The organism is Chitinolyticbacter meiyuanensis (assembly GCF_008033135.1).
Lineage (GTDB): Bacteria > Pseudomonadota > Gammaproteobacteria > Burkholderiales > Chitinibacteraceae > Chitinolyticbacter > Chitinolyticbacter meiyuanensis.
The window spans coordinates 2,968,098-2,982,796 of sequence record NZ_CP041335.1 but is presented as its reverse complement, the minus strand read 5'-3'; the positions used below and the strand labels follow the sequence as shown (position 1 = coordinate 2,982,796).

18 protein-coding genes are annotated in these 14,699 nt (G+C 62.5%); 14 read left to right on the top strand and 4 right to left on the bottom strand.

The genetic code is table 11. The features are described from left to right. Nucleotides 1-83: 83 nt before the first annotated feature. The 14 genes from rpoE to FLM21_RS14105 all read left to right on the top strand — a co-directional run bounded on the left by rpoE (nucleotide 84) and on the right by FLM21_RS14105 (nucleotide 12,160). Nucleotides 84-695 carry an RNA polymerase sigma factor RpoE gene (rpoE, locus tag FLM21_RS14170; protein ID WP_148716191.1) on the top strand — a complete coding sequence of 204 codons (612 nt, stop codon included), beginning with the start codon at nucleotides 84-86 and terminating at the stop codon, nucleotides 693-695. Nucleotides 696-722: 27 nt separating this feature from the next. After that, on the top strand, nucleotides 723-1,217 hold the full coding sequence (locus FLM21_RS14165; RefSeq protein WP_148716190.1) for a sigma-E factor negative regulatory protein: 495 nt from the start codon (nucleotides 723-725) through the stop codon (nucleotides 1,215-1,217). Next, entirely contained in the window at nucleotides 1,217-2,218 is a 1,002-nt protein-coding gene (locus FLM21_RS14160; protein ID WP_148716189.1) for a MucB/RseB C-terminal domain-containing protein, read from the top strand. Before FLM21_RS14165 ends, FLM21_RS14160 begins: the two co-directional genes overlap by 1 nt. After that, nucleotides 2,215-2,667: a SoxR reducing system RseC family protein gene (locus FLM21_RS14155; RefSeq protein WP_148716188.1), complete on the top strand. Its 453-nt coding sequence runs from the start codon at nucleotides 2,215-2,217 to the stop codon at nucleotides 2,665-2,667. Before FLM21_RS14160 ends, FLM21_RS14155 begins: the two co-directional genes overlap by 4 nt. A 37-nt stretch (nucleotides 2,668-2,704) precedes the next feature. After that, the gene (locus tag FLM21_RS14150; protein WP_148716187.1) at nucleotides 2,705-4,114 is read left to right on the top strand and encodes a DegQ family serine endoprotease; all 1,410 of its coding nucleotides are present in this window, start codon (nucleotides 2,705-2,707) and stop codon (nucleotides 4,112-4,114) included. After that, nucleotides 4,114-4,356, top strand: a complete 243-nt coding sequence (locus FLM21_RS14145; protein ID WP_148717561.1) for a glutaredoxin family protein — start codon at nucleotides 4,114-4,116, stop codon at nucleotides 4,354-4,356. The genes FLM21_RS14150 and FLM21_RS14145 overlap by 1 nt, the downstream gene beginning before the upstream one ends. Before the next feature lie 71 nt (nucleotides 4,357-4,427). Next, the gene (gene lepA, locus FLM21_RS14140) at nucleotides 4,428-6,221 is read left to right on the top strand and encodes a translation elongation factor 4 (protein WP_148716186.1); all 1,794 of its coding nucleotides are present in this window, start codon (nucleotides 4,428-4,430) and stop codon (nucleotides 6,219-6,221) included. Nucleotides 6,222-6,240: 19 nt separating this feature from the next. Next, nucleotides 6,241-7,197 (top strand): signal peptidase I, encoded by a 957-nt coding sequence (lepB, locus tag FLM21_RS14135; protein ID WP_148716185.1) that lies wholly within the window; start codon nucleotides 6,241-6,243, stop codon nucleotides 7,195-7,197. Nucleotides 7,198-7,216: 19 nt separating this feature from the next. After that, nucleotides 7,217-7,582, top strand: a complete 366-nt coding sequence (locus FLM21_RS14130; RefSeq protein ID WP_148716184.1) for a DUF4845 domain-containing protein — start codon at nucleotides 7,217-7,219, stop codon at nucleotides 7,580-7,582. 26 nt (nucleotides 7,583-7,608) lie between these two features. After that, complete coding sequence (rnc, locus tag FLM21_RS14125; RefSeq protein WP_148717560.1) at nucleotides 7,609-8,286, top strand: ribonuclease III; 678 nt, start codon at nucleotides 7,609-7,611, stop codon at nucleotides 8,284-8,286. A gap of 21 nt (nucleotides 8,287-8,307) precedes the next feature. Continuing rightward, nucleotides 8,308-9,228, top strand: coding sequence for a GTPase Era (gene era / locus FLM21_RS14120; RefSeq protein WP_148716183.1), 921 nt, complete (start codon nucleotides 8,308-8,310; stop codon nucleotides 9,226-9,228). Nucleotides 9,229-9,235: 7 nt separating this feature from the next. Beyond that, the gene (recO, locus tag FLM21_RS14115) at nucleotides 9,236-9,976 is read left to right on the top strand and encodes a DNA repair protein RecO (RefSeq protein ID WP_148716182.1); all 741 of its coding nucleotides are present in this window, start codon (nucleotides 9,236-9,238) and stop codon (nucleotides 9,974-9,976) included. A gap of 88 nt (nucleotides 9,977-10,064) precedes the next feature. After that, nucleotides 10,065-10,442, top strand: coding sequence for a SpoIIAA family protein (locus tag FLM21_RS14110; RefSeq protein WP_148716181.1), 378 nt, complete (start codon nucleotides 10,065-10,067; stop codon nucleotides 10,440-10,442). 11 nt (nucleotides 10,443-10,453) lie between these two features. Beyond that, nucleotides 10,454-12,160 (top strand): cyclic-di-GMP receptor FimW-related protein, encoded by a 1,707-nt coding sequence (locus FLM21_RS14105; RefSeq protein WP_148716180.1) that lies wholly within the window; start codon nucleotides 10,454-10,456, stop codon nucleotides 12,158-12,160. A 54-nt stretch (nucleotides 12,161-12,214) separates the two neighbouring features. On the opposite strand, the gene FLM21_RS14100 is transcribed toward FLM21_RS14105, so the two are convergent. Genes FLM21_RS14100 through yjgA form a run of 4 tightly spaced genes read right to left on the bottom strand, consistent with a single transcriptional unit; the run spans nucleotide 12,215 to nucleotide 14,689 of the window. Further along, nucleotides 12,215-12,892, bottom strand: coding sequence for an alpha/beta hydrolase (locus FLM21_RS14100; protein WP_148716179.1), 678 nt, complete (start codon nucleotides 12,890-12,892; stop codon nucleotides 12,215-12,217). Beyond that, the gene (gene mog / locus FLM21_RS14095; protein WP_148716178.1) at nucleotides 12,889-13,479 is read right to left on the bottom strand and encodes a molybdopterin adenylyltransferase; all 591 of its coding nucleotides are present in this window, start codon (nucleotides 13,477-13,479) and stop codon (nucleotides 12,889-12,891) included. Before mog ends, FLM21_RS14100 begins: the two co-directional genes overlap by 4 nt. Further along, on the bottom strand, nucleotides 13,476-14,135 hold the full coding sequence (locus FLM21_RS14090; RefSeq protein ID WP_148716177.1) for an HAD family hydrolase: 660 nt from the start codon (nucleotides 14,133-14,135) through the stop codon (nucleotides 13,476-13,478). The genes mog and FLM21_RS14090 overlap by 4 nt, the downstream gene beginning before the upstream one ends. Continuing rightward, complete coding sequence (yjgA, locus tag FLM21_RS14085) at nucleotides 14,135-14,689, bottom strand: ribosome biogenesis factor YjgA (protein ID WP_148716176.1); 555 nt, start codon at nucleotides 14,687-14,689, stop codon at nucleotides 14,135-14,137. Before yjgA ends, FLM21_RS14090 begins: the two co-directional genes overlap by 1 nt. Between the last annotated feature and the right edge of the window lie 10 nt (nucleotides 14,690-14,699).

Genomic DNA, 14,699 nt, shown 5'->3' with positions numbered 1-14,699 from the left:
CAATTCGCGGTGTACCACCCCATTTTCGCAAGAACGACGATAAGAGAGCCCGTGTCGCACGGGCCGAGTAACGGAGCGACGCTTTGGAGAAACGCACCGACCGGGAGATTGACCAGGAGTTGGTCTCCCGCGCCCAGGCAGGGGACAAGCGTGCCTTCGAGCTGCTGGTGGCCAAGTACCAGCGCCGTATTGCGCGGCTGTTGTCCCGCCTGATCCGCGATCCAGCGGAAATCGAGGATGTTACCCAGGAGGCCTTCATCAAGGCCTATCGGGCATTGCCGTCGTTTCGCGGCGAATCAGCCTTCTATACCTGGCTGTATCGCATCGCGATCAACACTGCCAAAAATTACCTCGCCTCGCTGGGCCGGCGTCCGCAACTTTTGGCTGACTTCGAGGACGAAGAGGGCGACGTGCTCGATCCCTCGTCCCAGGTGCCGGACCACACTACGCCTGAATCTGAACTTGCCAACCGCGAGATTGTCAGAACCGTCAACGAGGTCGTCGAAACCTTGCCCGACGAATTGCGTACTGCGATCACATTGCGCGAAATGGAGGGACTGTCGTACGAAGAGATCGCAGGCGTCATGAATTGTCCGATCGGCACGGTGCGTTCACGAATCTTTCGCGCACGCGAGGCGATTTCGGCAAAATTGAAGCCTTTGCTCGACTCGGTCGGCAAAGACCGGCGCTGGTAGACCGGAACGATAAGAGGGTTACCCACCATGAAAGAGCAGTTGTCTGCCTTGATCGACAACGAGCTGGACGCGCATGACAGCGCGGCCGTGCTGTCGCGGCTTGCCGCCGACCCCGATCTGCGGGGCGACTGGCAGGAGTGGCATCTGGTCGGCGATGCGATGCAGTCCCACCCGCTGCTGTCCCCCGATTTCATGAAGCGCTTCTCGGAGCGCCTCGCCGCGGAACCCATCGTGCTGGTGCCGAAAAAACGCCGCTCGCTGCTCAAGCGCGCGCTGGTCCCGCTGTCGGCTGCCGCCTCGGTCGCCTTTGTCAGCGTAGTCGGCTGGCAGGCGTATTACGGCGCCTATCGGGCCAATTCGCAGGCCGCGCCGGCTGCCGCCACCATGGCGAGCGCCGAGGGCGACTTTGATGTGGTGCGGATGCAGGATTATGTCGCCGCCCACCGCCACGACTCGGTCGGTACCTTCGAGGGCCGCGAGTTCATGCAAGCTTCCTACGATACCGCCCCGCAAAGCCACTGATGAGAATTGCTCAAGCCTGCTCGCTGGCCGGCGCCGCGCTGCTGACCAGTGTCTCGCTGCTCGCCGCCGATCCATCCGCTCCGCTCAATGCCAATGAGGCTGGGCAACTGGTGCAGAAGGTGGCGAACGCACCGCGCACCACCAGTTATCACGGTGTCTATGTCCACCAGTTCGGCGACCGTTTCGAGACGGTGCGTGTCGTGCATCTGGCTGATGGCAGCAAGGATGTCGAACGCCGCGAGACGCTGGATGGTCCGCCGCTGGAAATGCTGCGCGAGGGTGACAAGGTCGGGCTGTTCCTGCCGGATGATGCATATCCGCCCGCACTCGATCGCCGGCTGATGTCCAAGATGTTCCCGCGACAATGGCCGGAGCAACCATCGCAGGTGCTCGCCGGCTACCAGATCCGCCGTATCGGCAGCGCCCGCGTGGCTGGGGTGCCGGCTGACATCTACGAATTCGAGCCGCGTGACCGTTTCCGTTATCCGCACCGCTACTGGATCCATCCGGAAAGCGGGCTGATGCTCAAGTCGATGATGGTGAACGAGCGCAAGCAACTGGTGGAACTGTTTGCCTTCTCTCAGGTGCAGATTGGCGGTCCTATCGATCGGCGCATGCTCAAGCCCAATCATCCGCTGCGCGCCATGCCGATCGAGAACGGCGATGGCGACGCGCTGAAGCTGCGTGACCCTGATTGGGACGTGAAGGCGATTCCCGCCGGTTTCCGATTGGTGAAGGCCAAGCGCAGCTTGTGGGGCAAGAGCCGCCCGGTGACGCATCATCTTTATAGCGACGGCCTCGTCACGGTTTCCGTGTTCATCGAGCCGATGACCAAGCCGCTGCAGCAACCCGTGCTGCAGCAGCAGGGTGGCGTCAGCGTGTTCAGCCGGCCGATCGGCCAGTCCATCCTCACCGTGGTCGGCGAAGTGCCCGGCGAGACGGTGCAGATGCTAAGCAACGCCTACGTGCCGCGTGACCTGCCTGCCGACGAGGACGAATGATGGCAGGCTGGATCGTGACCGAAGCGCAGGTGCGCACCCGCGAGGGCGATGCGGCGCTGGTTGCGATCAAGCCGCACAACCCCTGCGGTAACTGCGATCCACAGACCGGCTGCCGCGCCATGGCGCTATCGCGCGCGTTTGCCCGGCCGGATCGACTGTTCCGGGTCGAGGGCGCGGCACTGTGCCAGATTGGCCAGGCTGTCGAAGTCGCCATTCCCGAAGGCACACTCTGGCGCGCCGGCTGGCAGGCCTACGGACTGCCGACACTGGCGCTGATCGCCGGTGCTGCAATAGGCGAGTATCTGGCGCCTGCAGCTTGGCAGCCGTGGGCTGCAGTGGGTGGCGCAGTGCTGTCCATGCTGTTGGCCAGCCTTACGTGGCGCCGCCCCCCCGCGTCGTTTCCCCGAGTTTTGCCTGCAGCGTCGACGGATGATGACGCGGCACCTTGATCCCTTCCTTTTCCGTCCAACCACAACCATGAAGCCTATGTCGATCAAAGTGAGTTTGTTGACCGGTGTCCTGGCGTTGGCCACCACCGTTGCCCAAGCCGCGCCTGCCGTGGCGCTCCCCGATTTCACCCAGCTCGTCGAGAAGGAAGGCCGCGCTGTGGTCAATATCTCGACCACTGGCACCGTGCGTGAAGAGGCGGCGGAAATGGGGGGGCTCGATGACGATACCCTCAACCTGTTCCGCCGCTTCGGTTTCCCCATCCCGCCGATGGGCCCGCAAGGCCCGCGCGAGCGCCAGACCCAGTCGCTCGGTTCGGGCTTCATCATCGATGGCAGCGGCTACGTGCTGACCAATGCCCACGTGATCGCCGATGCCGACGAGATCAAGGTCAAGCTCAACGACAAGCGCGAGTTCAAGGCCACGGTGGTTGGCTCGGACGCCCGCACCGACGTGGCGCTGCTGAAGATCGAGGCGACCAATCTGCCCAAGGTTGATCTGGGCAACACCGAGCAGCTGAAGGTGGGCGAGTGGGTGGTGGCGATCGGCTCACCATTCGGCCTCGACAACACTGTGACGGCGGGCATTGTTTCGGCCAAGGGCCGCAGCCTGCCCGACGAAGCCTACGTACCCTTCATCCAGACCGACGTGGCGATCAACCCCGGCAATTCGGGTGGCCCGCTGTTCAACATGAAGGGAGAGGTGGTCGGTATCAATTCGCAGATCTACAGCCGTTCCGGCGGCTTCATGGGTCTATCTTTCTCGATCCCGATCGACGTGGCGCTCAAGGTATCGGACCAGCTCAAGGCGCATGGCAAGGTATCGCGTGGCAAGATCGGCGTGGTGATCCAGGAAGTGAACGAGGAGCTCGCGAAGAGTTTCGGCCTGCCCAAGGCGGGTGGCGCGCTGGTGTCCTCGACCGAGAAGGATGGCCCGGCCGACAAGGCAGGCATCAAGCCGGGCGACATCATCCAGAAGTTCAATGGTCAGGCCGTGACCACCAGTGGCGATCTGCCGCGGCTGGTGACCGATGCCAGACCGGGCGCCGCCGCCAAGGTGACCGTTTGGCGCGACAAGGCCGCACGTGAGCTCAGCGTGACCGTGGGCGAGATGGATCAGGCGGACCGTGCCAGCGCCGGCCGCGAGTATCGCGGTGGCCAGAAGGAAGACAGCAACCGCTTCGGCTTGTCGGTGCGCGAACTGAACCCGCGTCAGCTCAAGGAACTGGGCGTGAAATTCGGTCTCGGCGTGGTCGGCGCCAGCGGTGCTGCCGGACGCGCTGGACTGATGCAGGGCGACGTGATCGTCGGCATCGGTGGCGAAGAACTGACGAATTCGCCGCAGCTGAAGAAGTCGCTCGACGCTTTGAAGCCCGGCCAGTCGCTGGCCCTGCGGGTACTGCGCCAGGGCAGTTCGCTGTTCATTTCGCTGAAGGCGCCGGACAAGTGATCACGCTGACGCTGTACGGCCGCGAATACTGCGGCCTTTGCCTGACCATGCGTGACCAGCTGGCGCTGCTGGGCAGCGAGCAGGGCTTTGCCACGCGCTGGATCGATGTGGACGATGATCCGGTGCTGGAGGCGCGCTACGACGAGCTGGTGCCGGTGCTGGCCGATCCGGACGACGTGGAAATCTGCCATTACCACCTGGACTTTGCTGCGCTGGGTGAACGGCTGGCGAAATTCCGCTAGAATCGCGCACTAATCGAAAGCAGCAAGGGCACGCGTTGCGTGCCCTTTTTACTGAGCCACTGTCCCGTTCCATGAAGCACATCCGCAATTTCTCCATCATCGCCCACATCGACCACGGCAAGAGCACGCTGGCCGACCGTTTCATCCAGTACTGCGGCGGGCTGGAGCTGCGTGAAATGAGCGCGCAGGTGCTCGACTCGATGGATATCGAGAAGGAACGCGGCATCACCATCAAGGCGCAGACCGCCGCGCTGCAGTACAAGGCGCGCGATGGCCAGATCTACAACCTCAACCTGATCGACACCCCGGGCCACGTCGACTTCAGCTACGAAGTCAGCCGCTCGCTGTCCGCCTGCGAAGGTGCGTTGCTGGTGGTCGATGCTTCGCAAGGCGTCGAGGCGCAGACGGTGGCCAATTGCTACACCGCCATCGAACTGGGCGTCGAAGTACGACCGGTGCTCAACAAGATCGACCTGCCGGCTGCCGAGCCCGAGCGCGTGGCGCAGGAAATCGAGGAAATCATCGGCATCGAGGCCACCGACGCCGTGCGGGCCTCGGCCAAGAGCGGCATCGGCATCGAGGACATCCTCGAGGAAGTCGTCAGCAAGATTCCGCCGCCCAGTGGCAATCCCGATGGCCCGCTGAAGGCACTGATCGTCGACTCCTGGTTCGACAACTATGTCGGCGTGGTGATGCTGGTGCGCGTGGTCGACGGCGAGATCCGTCCCAAGGACAAGATCCAGTTCATGGCGACCAAGGCACAGCACCTCTGCGAGCAGGTGGGGGTGTTCACGCCCAAATCGCTGCAGCGCGACGTGCTGCGCGCCGGCGAAGTGGGCTTCATCATCGCCGGCATCAAGGAGCTGGCGAGCGCCAAGGTTGGCGACACGATTACGCTCGCCAAGACGCCGGCCAGTGAGCCGTTGCCCGGCTTCAAGGAAGTGAAGTCGCAGGTGTTTGCTGGCCTCTATCCGGTGGAAAGCCACGACTACGAGGCACTGCGCGATTCGCTGACCAAGCTCAAGCTCAACGATGCCGCGCTGCAGTTCGAGCCCGAAGTGTCGCAAGCGTTGGGCTTCGGCTTCCGTTGCGGCTTCCTGGGCTTGTTGCATCTCGAGATCGTGCAGGAACGGCTCGAGCGCGAGTTCGACATGGACCTCATCACCACGGCGCCGACCGTGGTCTACGAGTTGGTGATGAAGGGCGGCGAAGTCACGCATATCGAGAACCCCTCCAAACTGCCGGAGCCCGGCAAGTACGAGGAAATCCGCGAGCCCATCATCACCGCGACCATCCTGGTGCCGCAGGATTATGTCGGCGCGGTGATGACGCTGTGCAACCAGAAGCGCGGCGCCCAACGCAATATGCAGTACATGGGCCGGCAGGTGATGCTGACCTACGACATGCCGATGGCCGAAGTGGTGATGGATTTCTTTGACAAACTCAAATCGGTGTCGCGCGGCTATGCCTCGCTCGATTACGAGTTCAAGGAATTCCAGGCCGCCGACCTCGTCAAGGTCGACGTGCTGGTCAATGGCGAGAAGGTCGACGCGCTGTCCTTGATCATCCACCGCTCGACCAGCGTCTATCGCGGTCGTGAGCTGGTGTCCAAGATGCGTGAACTGATTCCGCGCCAGATGTACGAAGTGGCGGTGCAGGCCGCGATCGGCAGCACCATCATTGCCCGTGAGAACGTCAAGGCCATGCGCAAGGACGTGCTGGCCAAGTGCTATGGCGGCGATATCACCCGCAAGAAGAAGCTGTTGGAAAAGCAGAAAGCCGGCAAGAAGCGGATGAAGCAGGTCGGCAACGTCGAAATCCCGCAGGAGGCCTTCCTCGCCATCCTGCAAGTCAGCGACAAATAACCACAACAGGGAAACCCGCATGAACTGGTTACTGATCGGTGCCGTGCTTGCCGTCGCCGGCGTCATCCTCTCGGTGATCGGCGCCAAGCATGAACGCAAGGGCGACGAGCCGCCGCAGCTGGTGCAGTACGGCTACCTTGCCGTGATCGTCGGCGTGTTCATCCTGCTGGTGAACTTCTTCTCGATCGCAGCGGCGATGCTGATCTTTGTGCTGGTCACCGGCGTGATCTGGGCTGCCGACAAGTTCGTGCTCGCCAGGAAGCGCCAAGGCGCGCGGCCGAGCGACTGGGTCGAGTATGGCCGTGGTTTCTTTCCGGTGATCCTGGTGGTGTTCCTGCTGCGCTCCTTCCTGGTGGAGCCCTACCAGATCCCGTCGTCGTCGATGCGGCCTGGCCTCGTCGTCGGCGATTTCATCCTGGTGAACAAATACGCCTACGGCGTGCGCACCCCGATCCTCAACACCGTGATGATCCCGGTCGGTCAGCCGCAACACGGCGACGTGATGGTGTTCAACTATCCGGAAAACCCGGCAATCAACTACATCAAGCGCGTGGTCGGCCTGCCAGGCGACACCATCGAATACCGCGACAAGAAACTGACGGTGAACGGCAAGCTGGTAACTGCCGATGTAGTTGGCCCCGACGAATACGCCGAGGAGTTCACCCGGGTGGACGTGCTGCGCGTACGCGAGGAGGTGGAGGACAAACGCTACGATACCTTCGTGGTGCCCGACCAGCCATGGATCCGTGCCGAGCAGGTGGGCAACTACCAGTACCGCGAAAACTGCCAGTATGATGACAGCGGCTTTGTCTGCAAGGTGCCGGAAGGCCACTACTTCATGATGGGCGACAACCGCGACCATAGCGCGGACAGCCGCTACTGGGGCTTCGTGCCGGACAAGTACGTGGTTGGTCGTGCCTTCTTCGTCTGGTTCAACTACAAACAGCTGGGCCGCATCGGCACCGTGATCCGCTGAGCGGCGAGGGGAGATCAAAATGCGTGGTCAGAAGGGCTTGTCGTTCGTCGGCTTCATCATCATCGCCATAGTGGTGGCACTGGTCGCGATCACCGGGTTCAAGGTGGTTCCAGCCTATGTCGAATATTTCGGCGTCAAGAAGGCGCTGAAGGCTGTTGCCCAGGAAAATCCAGGTGGCAACCAGGCGGCGATCCGCGAGGCGTTCACACGTCAAGCCACCATCGGTTATATCACCTCGGTCAAGCCAGCCGATCTCATCATCCAGCAGGCCGGTGGCAAGACCACGGTCAGCGTGGGGTACGAGAAAGTGATTCCGCTGTTTGCCAATATCAGCCTGCTGCTCGATTTCGAGGCCGAAGGCTCCTCGGGTTCCAGCGTCGAGTGAGTGTCATCCTCCCAGCCGAGCGCCTGATGCAGGCGCTCGGTTATGCTTTTGCCGATACCAAGCTGGCGCGCCAAGCGCTGACGCATCGCAGCCATTCCGCTACTCATAACGAGCGCCTCGAGTTTGTCGGCGACAGCGTGCTCAATGCCGTCGTCGCCAAGGTGCTGTATCTCGCATTTCCCCAGTTGAGCGAAGGGGAGCTGTCCCGCCTGCGCGCGAGTCTCGTCTGTCAGGACTCGCTGGCCGAGATCGCAACCGGCCTGGCGTTGGGCGACTATCTTTACCTCGGCGAAGGCGAACTCAAGAGCGGTGGGCATCGTCGCCCTTCCATCCTGGCTGATGCATTGGAGGCGATCTTCGGCGCGGTCTGGTTCGATGGCGGTTTCGAGGCGGCGCAAGCAGTGGTCGAGCGGCTGTTCCTGCCGCGTATTGCCGGGATCGATCCCGAGCGTGCGCTCAAGGACGCGAAGACCGCGTTGCAGGAGTGGCTGCAGGCGCGCCGCGTGGCTTTGCCGCAATATGCGGTGCTGCGGCAGGAGGGTGATTCGCCCAACCAGATGTTCGAAGTGGGGTGCCAGATCGAGGCACTTGGGGTCGAGACCCGCGCCACCGGTCCGAGCCGGCGCGTGGCCGAGCAAGCGGCGGCTGCCGAGGCGCTCGGCACACTGAAAGATCGTTACCCGGGCAAGGCCAAGCGCTTTTGATCCCGGAGCAAAGGAAGTTCCATGTCTGAAGAAATCGTCGGGCGCGATGGCTATCGCTGTGGCTTCATTGCCATCGTGGGCCGGCCCAATGTCGGCAAGTCGACGCTGCTCAACCACCTGATCGGCCTCAAGCTGAGCATCACGTCGCGCAAGGCCCAGACTACGCGGCATCGGATCACCGGAGTGTTGACCAACGACGAGGCCCAGTTTGTCTTCGTCGATACCCCCGGCTTCCAGACCCGCCATCGCAACGCGTTGAACCTGGCGATGAATCGCAACGTCACGACGACGCTGGCCGATGTCGACGTGATCCTGTTCGTGGTCGAGGCAGGGCGTTTCGGTGCCGAGGATGAAGCGGTGCTCAAGCTGTTGCCGCCGGATCGTCCCGTGCTGCTCGTCATCAACAAGGTCGATACACTGGCCGACAAGGCTGCTTTGCTGCCTTACATCGAACGCGTGTCGGCACAGCGTGACTTCACTGCCATCGTGCCCGTATCGGCACAGAAGGCGCAGAAACTCGACGTGCTGCTCTCCGCCGTGCAGCCTCTGCTGCCCGAGTCGGTGCCGTTGTACGCCGAAGACCAGGTCACCGACCGCAACGAGCGTTTCCTTGCCGCCGAGATCGTGCGCGAAAAGATCTTCCGCCTGCTGGGCGAAGAATTGCCTTACGCGATGACGGTGGAAATCGAGAAGTTCGATGAAGAGGAAACCAAGGATGGCAGCGAGCTGCGCCGTATCTTTGCCGCAGTGCTGGTCGACCGCGACAGCCAGAAGGCCATCCTGATCGGCAAGAACGGTGAGAAGCTCAAGCGCATCAGCACCGAGGCGCGACTCGACATGGAAAAGCTGTTCGATGCCAAGGTCTACCTCGAAGTCTGGGTCAAGGTGAAGAGCGGCTGGGCAGACGATACCCGGGTGCTGCGCCAGCAGGGCTTCGAATAAGCCACGCATGGCCGCTGCCAGAAAGCCGCGCCGCAAGGCCAGTGCCGACACGCCGCGGGTCGACATCCAGCCGGCTTTCGTGCTGCACCAGCATGCCTGGCGGGAAACTAGCCGACTGCTCGACGTCTTCTCACGTGATCATGGCCGGCTCTCCATCGTTGCCCGCGGTGCGCAGCGGCCCGGGTCGCAGGCACGCGCAGTGTTGCTGGGTTTCCAGCCGCTGCTGCTGTCCTGGTTTGGTGGTGGCGAGGTGCGCACACTGCATGCCGCCGAATGGCAGGGCGGCATCCCCCAGCTGGCCGGCCAATCCTTGCTTTGCGGCTTCTACCTGAACGAGTTGTTGCTCAAGCTGTTGCCACGCGATACAGCGCACCCCGTGCTGTTTACCGCCTATTTCGACGCAATCCGTGCGCTGTCGTCATTGCCTCGCGAAGCGGGCCAGGCGATCGAACCCATGCTGCGTCGCTTCGAGCTCGCCTTGCTCGGCGAGCTCGGCTACGCGCCCGACTGGCGGCGAACCGCGACCGGCGAGCCCATCGAAGCCGGCCAGCGCTATGGCTTCGTTTCTGGTCACGGGCTGATGCCGGGCGACCAGATCGATGGGCAGGCACTGCTCGAGCTCGCTGATGCACCGAGCGATGCAGCGTTGATTCAGTCCAAGGCACTGATGCGCCAGCTCGTGGGTAGTCTCGTGGGTAGCCAGCCCCTGCATACTCGCCAACTGCTGATCGACCTACAACGCCTCTGAAGCCTGACGAAGGGTAGCATTGCCGCTGTCCCGGCCTCGCCCTGACGAGCTATGCTGACAAGCAAGCCCTGTTTGCATGGAGGTGGTCATGATCAGCATCAGTCATGAGCAGAACTACGTCCACGTCGCCGTGATCGGCGAGTTCACCGTGGCCGACTTCCGCGAATTCGAGGAGAACGTAGTGTATGAAATACGCTTCCGCGGACATGCCAATCTGTTATTCGATCTGACGGAGATGATAAGCTACACCCTCGACATGGCGGTCGAGGAAGTGCGATTCACCCGCGAACACAAGCAGGATTTCGGACGGGTGGCGGTGATATCCGACGATCAGTGGGTGGCGTGGTCCGCCTGGCTGAACCAGCTGCTTTCCGATGCCGAGATCGAGTTATTTTCGAGTGTGGATGCGGCACGGGACTGGCTGTCACAGGAAGGCACGGACACCAAGGCACCGGCTTCGATATAAGAAAGAGAACAATGCGCGACCTTTTCAGCCTGCTTGCGCGCGAGAAATCGCCGCTGCTCAACGCCAAGACTGCTCAGGTCTGGTGTAAGCGTATCGAGGATCTGGACCCGAAAACCCAGCTCGACCGGGTCAACGAAGCCATCGGCAAATACCTCGAACAGCCGCGCAAACCCGATTTCGATACCCTGCAGGCTCTCGTCATCGTCGACAACGCCGCGCAGACCGCGTTCGATGCGATGTGCTACCAGTACGTCACCAACCCACGCATGGCCAAGGACATGGAGCAGGGGTTGTGGAAGGACATCGTTGGCTATTCGCAGCGGCTGATCGACAGCTACCAGCGCTTCATCGAGCACGAAGGCGATGAAATCTATCGCACTGCTGGCTTCTCGGAGCACATGCCGCTGGTGCTGGCACGCAGCCTGCACTACATCGCGATCCAGGCCAAATGGCACTACTTCCGCTTCGAGAAGGTGCCCGGCAAATTGTGGACCCTGGCACACCGTTTCTATCGCCTGTCCGAGGTCGAGGGCTTCGACAGCAATCCATTCCCGCTCTACCAGGGTCGCGATCGGCTGATCACGTCTTGTGCCGACGAATACATCCAGCTGCTGATGTTGGCGACGGTCTCGGCCAACAATCTGTCAGTACGCCAACTCGAATGGGTGGACCAATGGCTCGATCACTGGTCCAAGCTGGTGCAGCTCAATCGCCGGCATCAGGAAGAACGCGATCATTACTGCGTGAATCTGCAGCAGGCGCAGGGTCCGCAAAAGATCCAGCCCGAGTCGCAGGGTGAGCCATTCCGTTACTGGAGCCTGTTCGATCTGCTGCACGAGGTGCAGGACATACTGAAAAAGCTGGAGGCTGGTGCCGCGCCTGCCGAGCTGGGCCTCGGCAACGAGTGCCGCGCGCCGACGGCGCTGGAGCTCCTCAAGCACCTCGACGTGTTCTGGACCATGTCGATCCGCAATGCGCAGGTACAACGCAGCGCGCGTCACCGCGTGCAGAAAACCGCCGAGATCGTGCATGGCCTCGATGCCATCTGCCAGCGCGTGCGGGCCGACAATGAAAAATACACCCGTCAGCCGGTCGAGACCCGTACCCAGGTCGACTATGACGAGTTGATGGACATGCGGCTATACGGCTTCGTGTCGGCGCGGACCCGATCCAAGCTGGCGCAGGCGCCGATCGGTCAGGCCTTCGCCCCCAAGCTGCCCGAAGCGCAGACGTGGCTGATCGAGAACGAGTCGGACGGCGGCTTTGGCGCGATCCTGCGTTATTCGGAAAACCAGTGGATCCGCCCTGGCGTGGTGCTGGGCGTGAAACTCGCCAGCGCTGAAAACTGGCACGTGTGCATGGTGCGCCGGCTGGAGCGCCGTGGCTCCGACGAGGTGTATGCCGGTATTCAGTCGCTATCCAACACCCCGGTTGCCGTGAATATCGAAGTGCAGGGTGGCAAGCCCGAACCGATGACGGTCACCGAGTATTCCGAATTCGACGGCGCCGAGCTGCACACCAGCAAGCTTGCACTCTACCTGCCTTATCGCAACAGCGATGGCTCCAATGTCAATACACTGATCCTGGCGGCGGCTGACTACGCCAGCGACCGCTTGTACAAGGTCCAGGCTCGCGATCGCAGTTTTACCGTTGGCGTGAATGCAGTAATGGAAAAAGGCGTGGACTGGATCTGGGCGACGCTGCAAGTGATGCGATAAATGGGTGAATGCCCTAACAACAACAGCGCCATCAGGCGCTGTTGTTGTTAGGGCTCAAGCCAGCACACGCCTCAGGAAGGCGCCAATATGCTGGATTTCCGGCAGGCACACCGAGTGCTGCATCGGATAGCTGTGCCACTCCACCGGGTTACCAAAGCGTGCTACCTGCTCGGCTGCCTGTTGTCCGAGAGCGAACGGCACGACTGGATCCGCGTTGCCGTGGGCGGCGAAGATCGATGTGGCTGCGTTCGGCAGCTTCTCGGCATTGCCCAACAGCTGCGGCGCTGGCAGGTAGGTTGACAGGGCAACGATGCCGGCGAACGCATCTGGATGGGTCAAGCCCGCAGTGTAGGCAATGGCGCCGCCTTGGGAGAAACCGGCCAGGACGATGCGGCTGGTAGGGATACCACGCTCGTTTTCCCTCGCAATCAGGGCGCGGACCAGGTCGACCGATTGGCGCACGCCGTTTTCATCGGCATGGCGGTCAATGTCGTCGAAGTACAGGATGTCGTACCACGCGCGCATCACATAGCCGTTGTTGCAACTGATCGGCATGTAGGGCGCGTGCGGAAACACGAAGCGCACGGCCAGTTCGTCAGGCAGGCCGAGTTCCGGCACCACCGGCGCGAAATCATTGCCGTCGGCGCCAAGGCCGTGCAGCCAGATCACGCTGGCGACGGGGTCGGTGCTGGTGGCGATTTCGACACAAGGCAACAGTTCGGTCTGGCTCATGGGTTTTCCTGGGGGCGGATCGCCGACTTGGGGCGGAAGGCCTTGACCACGGCGGGATCGGTTTCGATGTAGGGGCCGTCCAACAGCTGGATGCAGTAGGGTACGGCAGCGAAGATGCCGGCCACCACGCTGCCGCCATTGGCGTCCTTTACGCCTTCCAGCGTTTCGGCGATGGCGCGCGGCTGGCCGGGCAGGTTGAGAATCAGCGCGCGGCCGCGAATAGCGCCCACTTGGCGGCTGAGGATGGCAGTGGGTACGAAATGCAGGCTGATCTGGCGCATCTGCTCACCAAAGCCCGGCATCTCGCGATCGGCCACGGCCAGCGTCGCATCGGGGGTGACATCGCGCAGCGCCGGGCCGGTGCCGCCGGTGGTCAGCACCAGCTGGCAGCCCTGGTTGTCGATCAGGTCGATCAGCGTGGCTTCAATCTGCGCGCGCTCGTCTGGAATCAGCCGGGCCACAGCCTCGAACGGCGTGGTCAGCGCGCGGGACAGCCACGCCTGCAATGCCGGGATACCCTGGTCTTCATAGACGCCGCTGCTGGCGCGATCAGAGGTGGCGACAAGGCCGATGCGCAGCACGCTCATGCGGCTTCCCATGCAACAAGTACGCGCCCGTCCGGACCTGGTACGAAACGTAGCGCATGCCAGTCTTCGATCACCGCGTCTGCTTCCGCCAGCTCGTCGCGGGAGTGCGAGGTGGCGAGCGCGATCACCGTCATGCCGGCGGCCTTCGCCGAGCGGATGCCATTGGGCGCATCCTCGAACGCCAGGCAGTTGCCCGGGGCCACGCCCAGCAGCGCGGCGCCGCGCTGGTAGGGATCGGGATGGGGCTTGCCGTGCGCTACATCTTCGCCGTAGACCTGCACTGGTGGCAGTGCGAGCCGGCAATAGTCTAGCCTAGTCTCGGCGATTACTTTGGGGGCCGAGGTCACGATGGCGTGGCGTACATGGCCAAGCTCAGCGAGGCGCTCGCGAATGCCAGTGATGGTGACCGTGCCATCAAGGTCGGTGAGCTCGCGCTGCAGCAGCTTCTCGAATTCAGTCTGCAGATCGCGGTGCGGGGCGAAGCGGGCGATCGTGTCCACACCGCGCACGCCGTGCATATGCGCCATCAGGTCCTCGACGTCGATCTCGACTTCCGCGCCCCACTGGCGCCAGATGCGCTCGACGCAGGGCGTGGAATCGATCAGCGTGCCGTCCATGTCGAACAGCAGTGCGTCAAACGTGGCGGGCAGCGGCATCAGTCGTCGGTTTCCTCTGTATCCGGTACGAGTGGCGGCTCGGGGATGATCTCCTTGAGCAGCTGGAACAGCTCACGGAACGCCTTGGGCGGTACCTGTTTGCCGGCAGCGGCGTCGGCACGCTCCTTCTGTGCTGCGCGGATCAGCTGGCGCAGGCGCTGGATGTCGAGACCGGGATGCTGCTCGACAAACGCTTCCACGGTCTTGGCATCGCCGATCAACCTTTCTCGGGCGCGTTCCAGCTGATGCAGCCACGCATTGTGGCGATCGGAGACACCAGCGCGGGCGTCGAGCAGCGCCTGGATGGGCGCGGGATCGACGTCACGCATCAGCTTGCCGATGTATTGTTTCTGGCGGGCGATGGCGCCGTTGGCCTTAAGGCGCTTGGCCTCGATCAGCGCGTTGTAGAGCCGTTCGGGCAGGTCCAGCGTTTGCAGCACCTTGGGCTCCAGGGGGATCAGCGCCTCGCCCAGATCCTGCAGCGCGGTCATGTCGCGCTTCATCTGTGATTTGCTGACGTACTCGATGTCGTCGTCGTGCTCGGGCTGGCTCATGGTATGCGGC